This window comes from Anabaena catenula FACHB-362, from assembly GCF_014698735.1.
GTDB classification, from domain to species: Bacteria; Cyanobacteriota; Cyanobacteriia; order Cyanobacteriales; family Nostocaceae; genus Anabaena; species Anabaena variabilis_A.
This window is the reverse complement of the sequence record NZ_JACJTQ010000026.1, coordinates 65,729-84,081: the sequence shown is the minus strand read 5'-3', so window position 1 is coordinate 84,081 and position 18,353 is coordinate 65,729. Positions and strand designations below refer to the sequence as shown.

At 40.4% G+C, this 18,353-nt stretch carries 13 protein-coding genes; 4 read left to right on the top strand and 9 right to left on the bottom strand.

Going from position 1 to position 18,353, the window contains the following annotated elements:
• The first annotated feature begins 673 nt into the window (after positions 1-673).
• Together H6G68_RS16970 and H6G68_RS16965 are read left to right on the top strand one after the other, a co-directional pair.
• On the top strand, positions 674-1,111 hold the full coding sequence (locus H6G68_RS16970; RefSeq protein ID WP_190907695.1) for a DUF29 domain-containing protein: 438 nt from the start codon (positions 674-676) through the stop codon (positions 1,109-1,111).
• 264 nt (positions 1,112-1,375) lie between these two features.
• On the top strand, positions 1,376-2,290 hold the full coding sequence (locus tag H6G68_RS16965) for a polysaccharide pyruvyl transferase family protein (RefSeq protein ID WP_190907694.1): 915 nt from the start codon (positions 1,376-1,378) through the stop codon (positions 2,288-2,290).
• A 49-nt stretch (positions 2,291-2,339) separates the two neighbouring features.
• On the opposite strand, the gene H6G68_RS16960 is transcribed toward H6G68_RS16965, so the two are convergent.
• Positions 2,340-4,430, bottom strand: a complete 2,091-nt coding sequence (locus tag H6G68_RS16960; RefSeq protein WP_190907693.1) for an amylo-alpha-1,6-glucosidase — start codon at positions 4,428-4,430, stop codon at positions 2,340-2,342.
• 138 nt (positions 4,431-4,568) lie between these two features.
• Between H6G68_RS16960 and H6G68_RS16955 the strand changes: the two genes are divergently transcribed.
• Complete coding sequence (locus H6G68_RS16955) at positions 4,569-5,180, top strand: peroxiredoxin (RefSeq protein ID WP_071188389.1); 612 nt, start codon at positions 4,569-4,571, stop codon at positions 5,178-5,180.
• A gap of 172 nt (positions 5,181-5,352) precedes the next feature.
• Positions 5,353-5,889 carry a peroxiredoxin family protein gene (locus H6G68_RS16950; protein WP_190907692.1) on the top strand — a complete coding sequence of 179 codons (537 nt, stop codon included), beginning with the start codon at positions 5,353-5,355 and terminating at the stop codon, positions 5,887-5,889.
• A gap of 162 nt (positions 5,890-6,051) precedes the next feature.
• Here H6G68_RS16950 and H6G68_RS16945 read toward each other — a convergent pair whose 3' ends face one another.
• The 8 genes from H6G68_RS16945 to H6G68_RS16910 form a co-directional block, all read right to left on the bottom strand.
• The gene (locus H6G68_RS16945; RefSeq protein WP_190907691.1) at positions 6,052-7,635 is read right to left on the bottom strand and encodes a beta-barrel domain-containing protein; all 1,584 of its coding nucleotides are present in this window, start codon (positions 7,633-7,635) and stop codon (positions 6,052-6,054) included.
• A 98-nt stretch (positions 7,636-7,733) separates the two neighbouring features.
• Positions 7,734-10,739, bottom strand: a complete 3,006-nt coding sequence (locus H6G68_RS16940) for a peptidase domain-containing ABC transporter (RefSeq protein WP_190907690.1) — start codon at positions 10,737-10,739, stop codon at positions 7,734-7,736.
• A 42-nt stretch (positions 10,740-10,781) separates the two neighbouring features.
• On the bottom strand, positions 10,782-11,492 hold the full coding sequence (locus tag H6G68_RS16935) for a peptidylprolyl isomerase (protein ID WP_190907689.1): 711 nt from the start codon (positions 11,490-11,492) through the stop codon (positions 10,782-10,784).
• A gap of 563 nt (positions 11,493-12,055) precedes the next feature.
• Positions 12,056-13,978, bottom strand: a complete 1,923-nt coding sequence (locus H6G68_RS16930) for an FG-GAP-like repeat-containing protein (protein WP_190907688.1) — start codon at positions 13,976-13,978, stop codon at positions 12,056-12,058.
• 330 nt (positions 13,979-14,308) lie between these two features.
• Complete coding sequence (locus H6G68_RS16925) at positions 14,309-15,073, bottom strand: COP23 domain-containing protein (RefSeq protein WP_190907687.1); 765 nt, start codon at positions 15,071-15,073, stop codon at positions 14,309-14,311.
• A 220-nt stretch (positions 15,074-15,293) separates the two neighbouring features.
• Complete coding sequence (locus H6G68_RS16920; RefSeq protein ID WP_190907686.1) at positions 15,294-16,340, bottom strand: DUF1611 domain-containing protein; 1,047 nt, start codon at positions 16,338-16,340, stop codon at positions 15,294-15,296.
• Positions 16,324-17,376: a dipeptide epimerase gene (locus tag H6G68_RS16915; RefSeq protein ID WP_190907685.1), complete on the bottom strand. Its 1,053-nt coding sequence runs from the start codon at positions 17,374-17,376 to the stop codon at positions 16,324-16,326. Before H6G68_RS16915 ends, H6G68_RS16920 begins: the two co-directional genes overlap by 17 nt.
• 187 nt (positions 17,377-17,563) lie before the next feature.
• Positions 17,564-17,821: a BsuBI/PstI family type II restriction endonuclease gene (locus H6G68_RS16910; protein WP_199332630.1), complete on the bottom strand. Its 258-nt coding sequence runs from the start codon at positions 17,819-17,821 to the stop codon at positions 17,564-17,566.
• Positions 17,822-18,353 lie beyond the last annotated feature (532 nt).

The window sequence follows — 18,353 nt, the reverse complement described above, 5'->3', positions numbered from 1 at the left end:
GTGAGGATTGCTCTGAATATATTCAAATATACTGCCCATAACGTCTTACCAAAAAATACACTTTTATATTCTTATACCATAATTTAATTCTTTTTCGGAGATGTCTAATCTATGTTTGACAGTGCGATCGCTAATATTGTAGGGTGCGTTAATGAAATGTAATGCACCGTTTTTTATGAAAATTAACTGTCAGAATCAGGATATCCAGGATTAAAGGATTAACAGGATTATATTTGAGTTTGATATTATGGGATATTTGAATTACTGCGATTTCAGAAGATGTAGATTAATATTAAAAAATCATCCTGTACATCCTCAAATCCTGAGCATCCTGATTCTGACAAAAAAGGATTAACAGGATTATATTTGATATTGATATTCTGGGGTGTTTAAATTATCGTAATTTCTGAAAATGTAGATTAATATTAAAAAATCATCCTGTACATCCTCAAATCCTGAGCATCCTGATTCTGACAAAAAAGGATTTTCAGGATTAATTTTCATATCTTTATCCTGAAGTTACTAAAATCCTCATTCAGACAGTAGAAAAAATCACGAATTTTTTAGCTAAAATTAAAGGATATGAAATTACCATATTTGCTAATTACTTTAACTTATTGTGGAAAATAATTACAGGCTACAGGTTTACTCGATACTAGAGAGGTAATAAATCATGACAGCAGCATGGAATAAACTGGTATTTCAATCGCCATACTTAGCTGTGGTAAAGGCAAAGCAATTGCTACAGGAGGGAAAAATGACAGAGGTTGATGACATTTTGGAGAATTTATTAGAGTCAATGGGGCGATCTGAAAAAAGGGCAGTGATTAGTCAATTAACTCGACTGATGCTGCATATAATTAAGTGGAAATGTCAAACAGAAAAACGTAGTCCTAGTTGGGTGATTTCTATTCGTTCAGCAAGGCGAGAAATTGCCGATAGTCAAGAGGAAATGCCAAGTCTCAATCGAGAGTTTTTAGAGTCAATTTGGGATAAGTGTTTTACATCTGCGAAACAGGATGCTAGAGATGAAATGGGTAAAAAACCAGAAATTATTGCTTTAAGTTGGGATGAGGTTTTTGAAGAAATCTATACACTTTGGGAGGATTAGAAAATTTATCTCTAGGAAAAAACGATTTTGGCAAAGGGTTGGAAAATTACTCATTACTAAAAGCGATAGCTACGCTTGCCGAAAGCATCGCTCATCCTGTAGGGTGCGTTAATGAAATGTAATGCACCGGATTTTATTAATATTTAATTGTCTGATAGCGTAGCGTGGCGCAAGCCATATCAGGATATCCAGGATTAAAGGATTTACAGGATAATGGTATTTTATGATACTATAAACAGGAAAAAATCTTCTATTCTGTTAACGATGAAACTTTACTATTGCAAGTATCCAGAGGGCAGGCAAAATTTTGGAGATGCGCTTAATCCTTGGATGTGGGAGCAGCTGCTTCCAGGGATTTTGGATGAAGATCCCAGTTCTGCTTTTATTGGTATTGGTACTTTAATTAATGACGCACTGCCAAGACGCACTCCTCAGGCAAAACATAGAGTTATCTTTAGCACTGGTGTAGGTTATGGAAAAGATATACCTATTATTGATGAGTCTTACCACATCTACTGTTTACGAGGACCAATCTCAGCACAAAGCCTGAATGTGAGCAGCAATTTGGCAATTACCGATGGCGCACTCTTACTACGTAAGTTAATTGATCAAAATTCGGTTGCTAAGAAATATAAATTCTCCTATATGCCTCACTACGATTTGGCAGGAGATGGCTGGCAAAGGGTTTGTGATCAACTGGGGTTTGGCTATATCAGTCCGTCCTGGGAAATACAGGATATTTTGACAAAAATTCAGCAAACAGAAGTACTTATTTGTGAAGCAATGCATGGAGCGATCGTTGCAGATGCCCTAAGAACACCGTGGATTCCAGTCAAGACAAATTCTTCAATTCTGCCCATCAAGTGGCAAGATTGGTGTGCTTCCATGCAGCTTGAGTATCAGCCTTATTCCCTTGGACGCTTCTATCAACCTCGTTCTTCAACAGGTGGATGGGCTAAAGTCAATACTTCTAGTCCGTGGGATCATCTCCTAACTCCAGCCCGACGAATACAAGAGTGGCTAAGACAACAAAAAACAGCACAGGAACTGTCTAAGTTGGTAAAAACAGCCAAGCCCATTCTGAGTAGTGATGCTCGTATTGAGGAAATGTTGACCCGATTAGAAAGCTGTTTGGAGCAGTTTAAACTTGATTTTGCTGAAGGTAAGTTCAAGGTTTAGGTAGAGCAAGCTGGAAGAAGTCAGAAGTGCTATCGCTGATCAAATCCAATCATCTAAAATGCCGAATCACCTCAGCCACAGACCAAGCTTGAGCGATCGCACCCCTAGATATATGCGGTGCATCACCATCAAAAATTTCCGCGATTGAATTTATACAAGCACTAGAGAGAAAATGATTAATTAGCGGTTCCCAATTAAAAGGTAATGTTTCCTCTGGGTAAAAACGTTCCCAAGCCCGGATATAAGCACCAATCAACCAAGTCCAGACAGTACCTTGATGATAAGAGCGATCGCGCTTTTCTGAATTCCCCTCATATATGCCTACATATTCTGGATCACCTGGATCAAGACTACGCAACCCATAGGGAGTCAACAAACAGGAAGTAGCCAAATCTAATACTTGACGACCTTGCTGCTCAGAAAAACCGCAATGATGCAAAGATAATGCCAAAACAGCATTAGGGCGAATTTGCGAATTCCGTCCATCATCTGGAGCAATGAAGTCGTAAAAATAGCCTAACTGGGGATTCCAGAACTTTTGCAACGAAGCTTTTACCTGTTCTGCTTGCTGTCCATAGCGTTGGGCTTGATTATTTAAACGTACAGAATTGCCTAAATCTATTTGGCTCAAACGTTCTGCCCATTGACTCAACCAACATAAAGCTGAATACCATAAAGCATTGATTTCTACTGGCTTACCACGACGGGGAGTAATAGGTAATCCCCCAATGACCACATCCATCCAGGTAAGAGCCACACCATTAGCATCCCAACAAATTAGCCCATCAATGGCATCCACCTGGATATTGTAGCGAGTACCACCAACAAAGGCTTTGTGAATTTGCTGCACCATTGGGAATTGCTCTACTAAAAACTGCCAATCTTGAGTAGCTTCTAAATAAAGTCCTAAAGTTTCAATCCACCACAAAGCTGCATCAATACTGTTGTAAAACGGTTCGCTGTCAGCATTGGGAAAGGCATTGGGAATCAGTCCATGACGACAGTAACGCCCAAAAGTTTTTAATATACCTTTAGCTAAATCAAAGCGCTGTGTAACTAGTGTCAATCCCGGTAAAGCAATCAAGGTATCTCGTCCCCAATCATTAAACCAGTGATATCCAGCAATTACTGTCGGCCCGGCAATGGAAGCACGATAGACAATAAATTGATCACTGGCTTTAAGTAGTTGTTGCCAAATTCGGGACTGGTGATTGGTAATTGGTAATTGGTTTTTTTCCCCCTGCTCCCCTGCTCCCCTGCTTCCCCTGCCCCCTGCTCCCTGCTCCCCTGCTTCTTCTAGCCTCCAGCCGAAAATCTGAGCTAGTCTTTCTTGTTCTGCCTCTACGGCCTCTGCAAAGCTTTCAGGGGAGAGCATCGGTTGTTGAGGATTGGGTAAACCTACTTTTGCTTCTAGGGTGACTGTATCTCCTGGTTGGAGATTAGCTATTAAATAACCGGGACTATAGAGGTCTTCTCGATCGCCTAATCCCCGTTTTGTTTCTTCTGGTAAACCATAATTCCAGTACCAAACGCCATCTGCTTGATATTCTCCTTGTGTCCAACGCAAATGCCAAGGTGTACCAAATTCGCCACCAAAGTTCGCTTGTAGACAAACTAAATGTTGACTGACCAATTGGGAAAATTGTAATTTCTCGCTTTCAGTTTGCTGATGATGAAAATTGCGATCGCCTATTAACAGTCTTAACCTTAAAATCCCTACATCCTTACCCTCATAGCGATACTGGATTAAAGTTCTTTGGGCATTGAGCATTGGTAATTTCTTCTCCCTACCTTCCCCTACCCACCCATAAGGCATCACCAACTGTCTACTTAACTGCCAATTCTCCTCACCCCAAACCCATTTGGGAACCGGGTTAATATCAAAATTGTGCAGCAGTTTATAGCCTGTTGGTTCAATTTGACCACTACCCCAAAAATTTGTTCCCAGTGCTATGACTTTTCCTGGTATTTCCAGACTTGCTTCCAAGTGAGAAAGCAGTAATTTTCGTCCAGCAGGGGGATTTATAGCGGCAAACAACCAACCATGATAAGTTCGTGTCCGAACATCAGAAACTGTACCACTGGCAAAACTACCCAAGCCATTGGTAAGTAACCATTCTCTTGTGTCTAAATCAGTCATTAGCTACTCAAAATCGTTATGACTATGATATAGTCGTAATAGATCGTAATTAAACTGTGACAGCTTGGCTGGGTGAGTTTTGACTGACCCGAATTCCAACGCTAAAAAATGGATATAAGTTGAAGGAGAACTAGGTTAATGACCCTTACTTACGGAACAGAAGGATGCCTCCGCGTTGGCCAACAGGCTCCAGACTTTACAGCAACAGCTGTAGTAGATCAAGAATTTAAGACCATTAAACTTTCCGACTATCGCGGCAAGTATGTCGTCCTGTTTTTTTACCCCTTAGACTTTACCTTTGTTTGCCCCACTGAAATCACAGCATTTAGCGATCGCTACGAAGAATTCAAGAAGCTTAACACGGAAGTACTCGGTGTTTCTGTTGATAGTGAGTTTTCTCACCTAGCTTGGATTCAAACAGATCGCAAATCTGGTGGTGTCGGTGACTTAAATTATCCCCTAGTTTCTGACATCAAGAAAGAAATTAGTAGCGATTACAATGTCCTCGACCCAGCAGCTGGTATTGCTTTGCGTGGTCTGTTTATCATTGATAAAGATGGTGTTCTCCAACACGCTACCATCAACAACCTAGCCTTTGGTCGCAGTGTTGATGAAACCCTGCGAACACTACAAGCACTTCAGTACGTTCAGTCTCACCCCGATGAAGTTTGCCCCGCAGGTTGGCAACCAGGTGACAAAACTATGAATCCTGATCCAGTGAAGTCCAAAATTTACTTCTCTGCTGTTTAGGAAGTAGCAAGCAGCTATACTGGAGGCAGGAGTTTTTTAATGTTGACTTTTGAGCGAATTTTAGATTTTGAATTTTGGATTAAAAGATTCAAAATTTAAACTTTGCATCACTCCTGCCTCTTTTCATTTACTACCTGATATTTATTTTTAGTCTTTGACTTATTTAATTTTTATGCTTACCTCAACAGATTTTACTGGTTTATTTAATGAGCGGTTCTTCCGAAATTTTTTACCAAAACCAGCATTAGATGAGATCAGACTGGGAGTAGGAACGCCAGATTTTAAATTGACAGATATTACAAATAATCGCACGTTAAAACTATCTGATTTAAAAGGTAAACAACCTGTTTTAATCGCCTTTACGCGGATTTTTACAGAAAAACAATATTGTCCATTTTGCTATCCACATATCAAAGATTTGAATGAAAAATATGAGCAATTTAAAAATCGCGGCATAGAAGTTTTGTTGATTACTAGTACTGACAAAAAGCAAAGTCAAGTAGTGGTCAAAGATTTAAACTTGAAAATGCCATTGTTAAGTGACCCAAGTTGTTATGTATTTCGTACATATCAAGTAGGACAAGCCCTGGGAGCGCCTTTACCAGCACAGTTTGTATTAAATCAAGAAGGAAAATTAATCTATCGACATTTATTTTCCTTCTTAGATCACAATGCTTCTGTGGAGACATTGTTAGAACAATTTAATTAACTGGAATTAACTGGAGTGGTTGTTATATTCCCAATCATTCCAGTTAATTTTGTATACCTGCTAATTGCAAAGTAACTGCGTAGCAATCACGCATTTTTAGTCTAAAATCCATTAGTTACAAAGCCCAGCATCAAATTGGTTTTACTGCTGACTGCTGAAATATTAACGCACCTCGTTCAGACTCTCTAATTGCTTGGTAAACATCTCAGTAAACAAACTCATTACTGTTCGTTCTTCACGCACTTTAATATTAGCAGTAATTGACATACCCGACTGTAAAGAGATACTTCCACCTTGTATTCCCAGGGATTGTTTATTCAAACTAACTCTAGCTGGAAATCTGTAAAATTGATGATTTTGATCAGGGGGTAAAGCATCTGAAGCAATATCAATCACCTTACCTTTGATATCTCCAAACTCGCTGAAAGGAAAGGAGTCAATTCTCACATCTACGTTCATGCCTTTGCGTACAAACCCAATATCTTTATTGGTGATAAATACCTCAGCTACATATTTATCATTTGGCACGATTTGCAGTAGCTTTTGTGTGGGATTCGCTACAAAGCCAGGATTTTTAGCTTGCATATCAAATATAGTCCCTGCAACAGGAGCGCGGAGTTCTTGATATTTGACATTTAATTGTGTTTGGGAAATCTTGCTGGTGATATCTGCCAAACGCTGCTCGTTATCGAGAACAACCTTCATAAACTGGCTATCAATTTCCGCAATGCGTTTTTTGTTGTCACCTATCCTATCCAGAACATTTTTATCAGAAGCTGCTACTGTATTAGTTGCTTCCTGTTGTCCTTTCTGAATATCAAACTGGAGGCGTTTTTCTTCTTCAAATAATTGTGAAATTTCTGCCTTGAGAGTTTGTACCTGTTGTTGCTGATTCAGGTATTGAAGCTGAGAAATTCCCCCTTCTACTGCTAATATTTTGAGTTTCTCTAAAATACCTTGTTGAATTACCAAACTATTTTGAGTATCTTTCCTTTTTAGTATTGTTTGAGATAGTTGTTTTCTGGTTTTTTCAACTTCTAACTTGGCTGCGGCAGACCGAGAATCTAATTCTGTTTTAGCGGTGATGAGAAGTTGTTCTTCATCGATTCCGTTCCCTGCATTAGGTGCTGAATTTCTTAATTGAGCGCGGAGTAGTTCATTTGCTGCTACTAATGAGGCTCGACTTTTGAGAAGAAAAGCAGCTTCGGCTGGCAATTTACTCCGTAAAAAGTCCAATTCTGATTCTATACCTGTACTTGCTCCCATTAAACGCCGATAAATATTGTTTTCTTGAATTAAGGCGCTGCGAATTTTATTTAACGAACTTAATTCAGCTAAGGTGGCAATAGAATCGAAAGTCAAGAGTAAATCTCCTGGCTTTACTGATTGTCCATCTTTAACATAAACGGCTTTAACAACACCGCTAATAGGAGCTTGTACTTCTTTGACTGTTCCCTCTGGTTTTAATTGACCTGTTGCGGGAACTGTTTGCTCAATTTTCGCAACATTAGCCCACACAATCCCAAAACAGGCTAACCCCATTAAGGTGATCATGATGGTACGTGACCACATGGGAGATTGACGCAAGACTACAGACTGATCAAAGCTATCCTTATAAGGATTAATTAAAGAATCTTTTTTAGCCTTTTTTGGAGGTGTTAGTAGTTGTACAGTTTGCTTTTTTCCGTTGCCGTTGCCGTTGCCGTTGCCGTTACCGTTGACGTGATTACCATTAAGTTGAGTCATAACAATTTTAGATTTTAGATTTGAGGTTTGGGATTGAAAATTTAAGTCAATAGTTTAAATAAGTGATTTCCAGGGTGAGGAAATCCCACCCCTAAAAATTACAAATTGACTTCTTGCTGTTGATAAAGGTAGAAATAATGCCCTTTAGCCGCCATTAATTCGTGATGGCTACCTTGCTCTACTACCCTACCGGCATCCATGACGATAATCGCATCTGCATTACTAACAGTATTCAGACGGTGAGTAATAAAGAAGACGGTAGTTCCTTGAAATGCTCTGGCTAAATTGAGTCCTATTTGTCTTTCGGTGGGATAATCTAAGGCGCTGGTAGCTTCGTCCAAAACTAATAATTTGGGTTTTTGTAAAATCGAACGGGCGATGGCAATTCTCTGTCTTTGTCCACCAGAAAGGGCTGAACCTCTTTCACCTACTCGTGTGTTGTAGCCATTGGGTAAGTTCATGATAAATTCATGGGCTACAGCAATCCGCGCGGCTTCGATAATTTCCTCTGTTGTCGCTTCAGGATTGGTCAGGGCAATGTTTTCTTGAACTGTGCCATCAAACAACAACGGATCTTGAGGAACGACACCAATTTGCCGACGTAGGGAATAAAGTTCTACTTTGCTAATGTCGTAACCATCGATTAAAATTCTGCCGGACTCGATGTTATAAAGTCTCAGCAGCAACTTCATCATTGTGCTTTTACCTGAACCACTCTGACCAACAATACCGACAAATTTACCAGCCTGGAAATCGAGGCTAACATTATTCAGTTGCAGTGGTCCACTAGGGGCAAATCGGAAAGAAACGTTTTCATATTTAACTGCACCAGAGATTGCAGGTAAGGGAATGTTGTTCTTGTCTATTTCTGCTTCTTGTGGTGTATCAACAATATCGCTGAGACGTTCTAAAGATAACCCGGTTTCTTGGAAGTTTTGCCAGATTTGTGCCAAACGTAATATTGGGCTAGTCACGTAACTGGAAATAATTCTAAAGGCGATTAATTCCCCTAGGGTTAACTCTCCTTGTAATACCAAATAAGCTCCTACCCACAAAACTAGTAAGCTGCTGAGTTTGTTGAGAAACTGACTAGTTGAATTAGCCAGGGTGGAAGTGATCACAGTTTTAAAGCCTGCGGCCACAAACCGAGCGTAACGTTCTTGCCAGGAAAAGCGCGATCGCAATTCGATATTTTGCGCTTTCACTGTTTGAATGCCTGACATGACCTCAACTAAATAAGATTGAGTCTCGGCGTTGCGTTCAGCTTTGGCTCGTAACTGTCGGCTGACTGTGGGGGCAGCAATTAATGTAATCACCACAAATAGGGGAATTGTTCCTAAACCGACTATGGTTAGTTGCCAACTGTAAAACAGCATGACAACGATATAAACTACCGAGAACAATGCATCTAATCCCACGGTTAGCGCCGTACCTGTGAGAAACTGGCGAATATTTTCTAATTCATTGATGCGAGTAGATAGTTCACCAACCGGTCGGCGTTCAAAATAGCGTAGTGGCAACCGCAGTAAGTGGTCAATAATTTGTGACCCCAAACTCATATCAATACGGTTGGTGGTATCTACAAATAAGTAAGTCCGCAGTGTAGTTAGTATTGCTTCAAATACACCAACTGCTAATAGTAAAACTCCTAAAACATTCAGGGTATTAATACTATTTTGGACGATGACTTTATCAATAATTAACTGAATAACTAGGGGATTGGCTAAAGCTGCCAGTTGTACGAAAAAAGAAGCAATAAATACTTCTATAAGTACTCGTCGGTATTTTGATAAATAGGGTAAAAACCAGCGTAACCCAAAGCGTTCTTGGGGTGTTTCTTGGGTGGCGCTGAGTAGTAATACCCTGGCTTGCGGCTGCAAATTACTGTCATCAGTTTCTAATTCTTCTAGTAGTTTGCCCGGTTTGCAGCGGATAATGCCTCTAGATGGCACACCCAAAACTACTGTATTGGCATCTACTGCATAGATAACAGCATAACTATCACTATATTGAATTAGTGCTGGTGTAGGGATGCGTGTGATGGAAGCAGCGGGAACATCTACTAATTGAGATCTGAGTCCGATTAATTCGGCTAAATAAGCGCAAAGTTGAAAGGATATACCAGTTTGGCGTTTAATTTGCTCGTTTAAGATGCGACGCACTACCTCTTTCCGCAGGGGAATTCCTAAGTGCTTGGCGAGCATTTGGAAGCAAGCCAGGGTAGAATTTAATTCGCCCTGTCCGCGAAAAAATGGGTAGTTTTGATGTTTTTGCTTAACTTGTGGTGTGTCAGATGGTGATGGGAAAACTTCCTCTGTTGTGGCGTAGGGAATTTCTAACTCATCGATAATTGCTCTTTGATTGGCTGGAATTTCCGGCTCTGCTTGATGATCATCCAGGAATAATAAATCTATGGGATTTATACCCAGTAAACGAGCAGGAACATTCCCCGTTACTTCCAAAACATCTTTGGCGCTGGTAGATTCTAACCGAGAACCGGGCGGAAAATTAGCTACTGTACCACCACCGCTAACAAACCAGATACTACCACTGTCTAGTTGGCTAAAAGGGGTTTTTCCTTGTGGGAGTTGATGTATTTTCGCGCCTAATAAAGCTTGTTGAGAGATTTCTTTGAGATTTAAACCAGCGTTAGCTTGTTGGGCTAACTGCGGGCTAATAACATCGAATATTTCTATCAGGTGACTAGAGTTTTGACGCGCATTGGCAAATGCTGGATTCTGGGACAGAAGATGTAAATAATCTACTGTGCTGAAAGTTAAGCAGATGACTTCGGTGGATGCGATCGCTGTTTCACAAGCAATCTGCCGCAATAAACTAATCTCGCCAATTATTGCTCCCGGTTCTAGTATTTTTAAAGTAATTGGCAATTGTGTCTGGGGATCATATGCCAACAGCCTGACTCGTCCTTCGTAAAGAATTGCTATGCGATCAGGTAGTTTTTCTTTACTGATGATTTTTTGACCTATACGGTAGCGTAAAGCTTGCTGTTGTGATAATAGATTGTTTGCTTCCGCTGCTGATAATTGCTCAAATCCTTCAACAGTGATGAGAAATTCTTCAAAAACGTTCTTAATATAAGTCATGTTTATGAAAATTAATTTACTATGGTTAATATTTCAGCCAATTCATCCTTCTGATGGTTGAATTTGCCAGTTTTGTGTGGCGGTTTGTGTTTGTAGCCAACCCTGGAAACGTTCGTTTAGCAATCGTTGACGCGTCGATCTATCCAGTTGAGCGGGTAGTAGTCTTTCTAATCTCACAATCACGATCCGATCTCCTATTTGAGTCGGCGGAAAAACTTGCTGTGGTTGGCTAACAGATAAAATTTTGACTAGAGATTGATGAAGAGATTGTAATTCTACAGGACCGACTAAACCATCTGTTTGGGCTTCAGGGCCTTCGGCGTATTCCCGCGCTAGTTGAGCAAAGGACTGTTCTCCTTCTTGGATGCGGAAGTAGATTTCTTGGGCAATACCGATATCAGAAGTGGTAATTAAAGAATAGATAACTCGATCCAACTGAGCTTTGCGTTGGTAAAAGTAAGAGTCTAAATCTAGTCCCCAAGTCGCTTCTTTGAACTTCTCTAGTTTTAATTGGCGAATAGCGACAGTATTTAACTGTTCGGAACTTATTACCTGTTCTTGTCGCCCTTGATATTGTTGGGCTAACTGTTCACAGGCCAGTTGCTCTTCTTGTGGCGTACACTCAATCTGTGCGATCGCTTGATCAATCACCACCTCTCTGAGCAATAGTGGCATTAACTGGTATTTTGCCAATGATTGCAGAACTTCTGAGGCTGTGAGTATGCTATCGCCAAATTGCAGAACTGAATTCATATCACTTGTAAGCAGAGTTACCACCGTTATTAATTGCTGTCCAAAAATATAGTAGAAACAGATTGCAGGCAGTTTATCTATGGGTTAAGGTTACGTAGTTATCTATAACTTCGTCCCATTTTTTCTTACTACGCGCTTAGATGCTTGCTATAAATCATAGCAATAACCGAATATGCTCTTGTCAAACTTAATCACAAGGGCATCCGTATTTGGATATTATCGTACCAAACTATCACAATTTTTTGAATTTGCAAGCTTAAACTGGCAGTAAATCAACAAAACTTTCAAATCTAGCCGGTAACTTCACGAAATCAATTATCTCCTAACAATACCTTCACTAAGTTCTGAAAAGCTTTACAGAATCAGCGTCTGTGGCTAAACAAACATAGGATCAGCCTGAGAGGAGGGTAGTCCTCTTGCGTGGCTAAAAGCCTTACAGCCAGAGGAGATTTGCTTTTTCCTAAGCTCCCCACTCTTTTAAAGTGAGGGCTTTTTGGTGAAGGTTTTGTGTGTATAGCGGCGACTGTAGTTGCCAGGGCTAGTATGAAATTAGACTTCTCTCATTAGGCAATAACAAAGAAGTCACTATTACTAAGAGTAGGTAGTCCAGAGAATACGGCAATTTGAATCTTATTACCAGCGCCATTCCCGTCAGCATCAAAGAACAAAGCACCATTGCTAGTGTTGTAAATAAATCTTTGTGCGCCAGTATCAGCTGTGGTTATCCCTGCACCAGAACGGAAAGCAGAAATATCAAGAACCGCGTTTGCAGTCAAAGCATTACCAAACCCACTAGCAGATATTTGAATAACGTCAGTACCCACTAATGAAAAGTCTTGAATTCTATCAATCCCTTCATTTGTGCTATTAAAGCGGAAAATATCATTATCGGCACCACCATTGAGGTTGTCATTACCCAAACCACCAATTAGGGTATCATTACCTGCTAGACCGTAAAGATAGTCGTTGCCACCATTACCCGTCAGGATATTATTGCCAGCATTACCTGTGAGATTGTTATTTAGGACGTTACCTGTACCGTTGATATTGTTGGTTCCAGCTAAAGTCAGACGTTCTACGTTGTCGCTTAAAATGAAGGAGACAGAGGAGTTAACTGTGTCTATGCCACCATTGATATTTTCGGTAACTGCGTCACCGGCATCCTCAACAAAGTAGGTGTCATTGCCGTTACCACCAATTAGCTCATCAGCACCTTGACCACCAAAGAGGTTGTCGTTACCATCACCACCAATTAGGGTATCATCACCTGCCTCACCGTAAAGAGAATCGTTACCACCACGACCATCAAGGATATTATTGCCTTCATTACCTGTGATATTGTTATTCAGGTCGTTGCCTGTACCGTTGATATTGTTGGTTCCAGCTAAAGTCAGACGTTCTACGTTGTCGTCCAAGATGTATGTGACTGAGGCTCTAACTGTATCTGTGCCACCATTAAAACCTTCGTCAATTTCGTCACCTATATTATCAACAACATAGTAGTTATCGCCAGTATTCCCAACAAAATTGTCTCCGGTAGTTGTATTCAACAGTACCGAAATAGTGTCGTCGAGTTCGTTACCTACGACTAGATCAAGTTTGCCATCATCGTCAAAGTCTGCTACAGCTACAGCGCGAGAACCATCTGCCGCAGCATAGTAGGTAGCAGCGCCGAAACTGCCTGTGCCATCGCCTAATAGTAATGAAATATTATCATCATCACTGTTTGCTACTAATAAGTCGAGGTATCCGTCACCATTGATGTCTGCTATAGCTACTGAGCGAGGTTCTGTTCCTACGGTGAATTCAGCGGCAGTACCAAAGGAAGTTGGTTCACCCAAGCTACCTTGACCAATTCCTAATCGCACAAAGACTTTGCTTTGACCGGATTTGACCTGTGCTATGTCTACAATGCCATCATCGTTGAAATCAGCAAGAGCGATCGCACGGGTAGTATTACCAATACTATAATCAAAAACAGTTGAAAAGTTGGATACACCATCGCCCAAGAAGATTGAGACATTATTGCTGGCAAGTGTACCCGCTGCCAGGTCTAAAATGCCATCTTCGTTGAAGTCTCCTAATGCGATCGCACTCAGCCCACTTGGTCCTGAAACATCATAATTGGGGTAGTTGATGGGATCTGTGCTGAAAGCCCCTGTACCATCACCCAATAATATGGAGACATCACTGTTAGCAACAAGAATATTTGACAAGTCTACGTTTGCTGATGCTATGTCTAGGTTGCCATCACCGTTCAAGTCTAATACAGCTATGGAAACCGGATTCCATGTAGACCCTACACTATAGCTACCAAATAAGTTGAAACTACCTGCACCATTACCCAATAAAATAGATACTGTTTTATCATCAGTATTTGCTACTGCTACATCGAGGATGCCGTCTTTGTTAAAATCTGCTGTCGCTAAAGAATAGGGGCGATCGCCGGCGGATAAGTCGTTGGGTGCGCTAAATGATATTGTCATTTATTTGTTCCTTGTTAAAATTTTAACACTAGTATTGATTTACACTGAAAACTGCACAATCTGTCCGGATGACAGTCACTTATAAATTAATACTCTTACTTTTGGCTCTTGACAAATTCTGCTTTTTATTAACTGCTCACCAATTACTGTAGGATGAAAACCTTTAATAGTCGAGACATAGCATGATATTTTTACTAAAAATTTATACTAGCCAGTTTTTCAAGCTAAAAACAAAGCAAAAGCTTCTTTATAGATACATACAAAGAAGCTAAAACTGTATTTATTAATAATTATTTCACCGCAAAAAAGCTAATTAAGATACAGCATACATCAGCGGAATAACCGAGGATTGAGGATAGTACGGTTCTGTGGTTGAGACTGACGACCGATAGATACTCCATTTCTGAGATTTTTGGCTGTACCACCATCTTTGGGATCTAGAAAAGGTTTCAAATTAATGCCACTTCTGGAGGAATTTACCCGATTATTACCACCTAGGAGGGTGCGACCAAAATTGAATAATTCGTTTGTGCCTCCCCTACCGCGATTAGTATAAGTATTCACAGCTATGGTTTCCTGTCCGTTGTCAGCAGTGGCCAAGTTGTTGAAAACACTGCTGCGAATAGCGTAGGGGTCTTTATCACGGGGTACTGTGAGCAGAATTCGACAAGCGGAGTTAGCTTCAGTAGTGACACAGATAATGTTTTCGTTATTTTCTCTGGCTATATCCAGTTCTTGTAAGCCATCGGGGCGATATAATTCTAAGCGAGATGCGATCGCTTCACAACGTTTTTGGGGAGTCCAACCACCACCTAGAGAAGCAGGTGCAGCCCAAGCAAAAAATTGCCCTGGTTGACTTTCTGGCTGATACATGACAGTATATTTACCATTGTAGAATTGGCAGCTAAATCTTGCCCCAGTAGCAGATGTGGTATCAATAGGCGTATCTGTAGATGTATCAACTGGTGTTGATGAGCCTGATGGTACTGTTGGTACAACAACACCGTCAGTTTGAGCTAAGGCTACAGAATTACCAATAAGTAAGGATAAGCTCAAACTACTCAAAAATAAAACTTGGCGTGATGGCAATAACATAATACAACCTCTAAAATCTCTTCATATCTCCAGTGACGGAGAATTTTAGAATTGGTTCATTTTAAAAGTGTATTTTTTTCTTCTGGTTGAGAACTTACGCAGGAGTTACGGAATAGCTAACCGCAGATAAGGCACAGAAAAGGACGGAATCAGAAGAAAGGGAGAGTTTTTGCGTAAGTCCTATTTTAACTTTTAATTCCGAAAAAACGGTATTAGTGCCTTAACTCTGCATGACTGCATCTAACAACACCCCACCACCAAAACGCACTGGATCTGTACAAGGTAAACCGGTTTCGGCTATAGTTTGAGCGATCGCACTCCTTGCCCCAGATTCATCTAAATCTCTGGTATTTAAAGCTATCCCCACTACAGGAACTGTACCAAAAGCACCACCCGCACTAGCCACAATTTCATACATCCGAATTACTTCTGGTAACGGTGGAATGGGGACATGAGGATTATTGCGGTTATGAGTTTGTCCAGCTTGATGAACTAGTATTAAATGCGTTGGTTGAGAACCACGAATTAGAGGTAAAGTGGCAGTTGAACCAGGATGTAATAGAGAACCTTGTCCTTCAATTTGCAGAATATCGTAGTGTTTACCAAAACGCATCACCAGCTGTTCCACCGCACCAGCAGCAAAGTCTACGCGTACAGCATCCAAAGCGACACCATCACCTTCTAACATTAACCCAGTTTGACCAGTTGCCAAAAACTTGGAACGCCAACCTCGCAATTTTGCAGCCCAATGTAATTCTAAGCTAGTGGACATTTTGCCAATAGCCATATCCGTACCCACCGTCAATACCCGACGACAGGGAAGAGTCCGTGCTAACCCCGAAGCTACATCTAAATTAGCTGGTTCTTTTCGCACATCCCAAATGATTTGTCCTGGTTTCAGTAGGGCATTTAAATCCGGGATATTAGCTAGAGGTGTGTGTAAACCATTCACTAAAGACATTCCTGCTTTCAGAGCATCTTTAATGTCAGGCCAGTAATTATCTGGGACTAAACCACCTTTGGGAGCGATACCAATTACCAGCACTTCTGGCTGATACTGCAAAGCTGCGGCTAATGATGCCACAATTGGCACATCGCGCTTGATACCTGTTAATTCTGGTAAAGATTTACCAACAGACTCCCGATCTATGACTGCGACAACTGGGGCTTCACTGTAGCGTAAAATTGATAACCCCGTTTTACCATTAGCCCCACTCAGTCCTTCATGCAGTAAAATTGCTATTCTTTGATTAAGCGGCAAACGCACTATATTGTACCCCCAAACCAGGTAAATCGTTCGGTAAAATTCGCCCTTCTTTGACTAATGCACCCGTAAAGGGGTCATCAATTAAGTTAAGGTGACTATCTAAATCTAAATAATCAGCTAGGGGTGCAAGCTGTGATGCTGCTGTATTTGCCAAAGTACTATCAGAATAACAGCCAAACATCACTTTTAAATCATGCGCCTTCGCTGTATGTACCATTCGCATGGCTTCACTCAATCCCCCAGATTTCATCAGCTTGATGTTGATACCATCTACATAGTTGGCTAATTCGGGAATATCTGCGCTAGTAAAGCAACTTTCATCGACAAAGATGGGTAAAGGTGAATGCTCCTTGAGAGTGGCTAAATGTGTTTCCTGTCCGCGTGGGAGTGGCTGTTCTATATATTTTATACCCAAATCAGCTAACCAAAGAGACATAGCGATCGCATCTGCTAAACTCCAACCACCGTTAGCATCTACAAATAACTCTTTTCCGGCGATTTCTTCACGCACCGCTAATAGCATTTGTCTATCTGCATTTATCCCTTCGCTTGAACCTAACTTGACTTTGAACAAACTCACATCCATAAATTGTAACCAGTCCCGCGCTCTAGCCGCTGCACCTGCTGGGGAATTAATGCCAATTGTTACCGAAGTTGGAACTATAGCATTTCGATTTAACCCCCAGATTTGCCACAGAGGTAAGTTTACACTCTTACCCATCCAATCATACAGCGCCATATCCAAAGCCGCCCTCACAGCCGAAGGAACCCGCTTTTGAGTTAATAATTCTTCAATTTCCTGCCTTTGCCAAGGGTGGAATTTTTGCAATATTGGTGTAATTTGCAGCAAACTTTCTTGGATAGTATCAGTAGATTGCCGATGATTACCAACACCAAAGGGTGATGCTTCTCCCCAACCCTCAATTCCATCTTCGGAAATTTGCACCCATATGTTTGTCGTTTGTGCCGTTGTTCCTCGACTAATTGTTAAGGGAAACCGCTTATTAACAGTAAATATTTTGACATTAATTTGCATAAATATACTATTTTACCGAGTTAGGGCAAGAAAACAGTTTAGTTCCTGATTGTAGATTATTTAGAGTGTTTGTTATACTTTTTTACATTTTACTATCTAATTTTTTATACAACTCTTGAGAATTTTCTATTTTTGCTAGAGTAGGAGGTGTCAGCAGTTTTGTATGATTTATAGTTAGATATCATCTCTATACCTGATCAGGTTGCAAAAGATGTTCACCATTGAAATGAATCAAATGAGTTGCATCTTCTGCTACCCATACATCAGTTTCCCAGGAAATTTCTGGTAAATACTCTTTCATTGCTTTGCGGTTAAGGAAAGCTGTCACTATTACCAGCGGTATTTTAGAATTTTTGAACAAATTTTGTAGTTCATTTTTGCGCTTGACATCAATTAGACCATGTGATGTCACAGATTCAATTAAAACTAACCAGTAATGATGCAGTAAACTTTATTGAACAAGTCGTTGAGAGTATTCATCAAATTTTGTAGGGTATTCAAACCAGATCCCCGACTTCTTATTTAATCATTGCAATAACCTATGAACAGAACGTTTGGGAGATGAAACTTTCCCAGAGAAAAAACAGTCTCCATTAATATACAAAAAGCACAGGAGTTTCTGATATTGAAACTGTCAAAATTTATCGCTGGGAACTTAGCAACCCTAACCTTATGTTCTACATTTGTAGTCACTCTCTCAAAACCCGTAATATCTGGTGAACCAATTATGGATAGAAATTGTGGTTTTAATGAGAGAACCAAAGAGACTTTTACAAAACTAACTCCCCAAAATAGAGGATATATTTGGTTAACAAATCACTTTAAATCCAATAATCGGTCATACTACTTACAAGTATATACATTTCCTGACAATACAGGAGTATTCTGTTTAGGAATTGGTAGACAGTTACCCAAAAGACTGAAAAACGCTGAAATACTGCAAAATAAATTGATTGAAAAATTTGAGCAAGACAAAT

Coding starts and splice junctions, on each gene's coding strand:
- H6G68_RS16935 (WP_190907689.1), bottom strand. CDS start 11,492: ATGAATTCAGTTCTGCAATTTGGCGATAGCATACTCACAGCCTCAGAA.
- H6G68_RS16925 (WP_190907687.1), bottom strand. CDS start 15,073: ATGTTATTGCCATCACGCCAAGTTTTATTTTTGAGTAGTTTGAGCTTA.
- H6G68_RS16965 (WP_190907694.1), top strand. CDS start 1,376: ATGAAACTTTACTATTGCAAGTATCCAGAGGGCAGGCAAAATTTTGGA.
- H6G68_RS16955 (WP_071188389.1), top strand. CDS start 4,569: ATGACCCTTACTTACGGAACAGAAGGATGCCTCCGCGTTGGCCAACAG.
- H6G68_RS16915 (WP_190907685.1), bottom strand. CDS start 17,376: ATGCAAATTAATGTCAAAATATTTACTGTTAATAAGCGGTTTCCCTTA.
- H6G68_RS16970 (WP_190907695.1), top strand. CDS start 674: ATGACAGCAGCATGGAATAAACTGGTATTTCAATCGCCATACTTAGCT.
- H6G68_RS16950 (WP_190907692.1), top strand. CDS start 5,353: ATGCTTACCTCAACAGATTTTACTGGTTTATTTAATGAGCGGTTCTTC.
- H6G68_RS16945 (WP_190907691.1), bottom strand. CDS start 7,635: ATGACTCAACTTAATGGTAATCACGTCAACGGTAACGGCAACGGCAAC.
- H6G68_RS16960 (WP_190907693.1), bottom strand. CDS start 4,430: ATGACTGATTTAGACACAAGAGAATGGTTACTTACCAATGGCTTGGGT.
- H6G68_RS16940 (WP_190907690.1), bottom strand. CDS start 10,739: ATGACTTATATTAAGAACGTTTTTGAAGAATTTCTCATCACTGTTGAA.
- H6G68_RS16930 (WP_190907688.1), bottom strand. CDS start 13,978: ATGACAATATCATTTAGCGCACCCAACGACTTATCCGCCGGCGATCGC.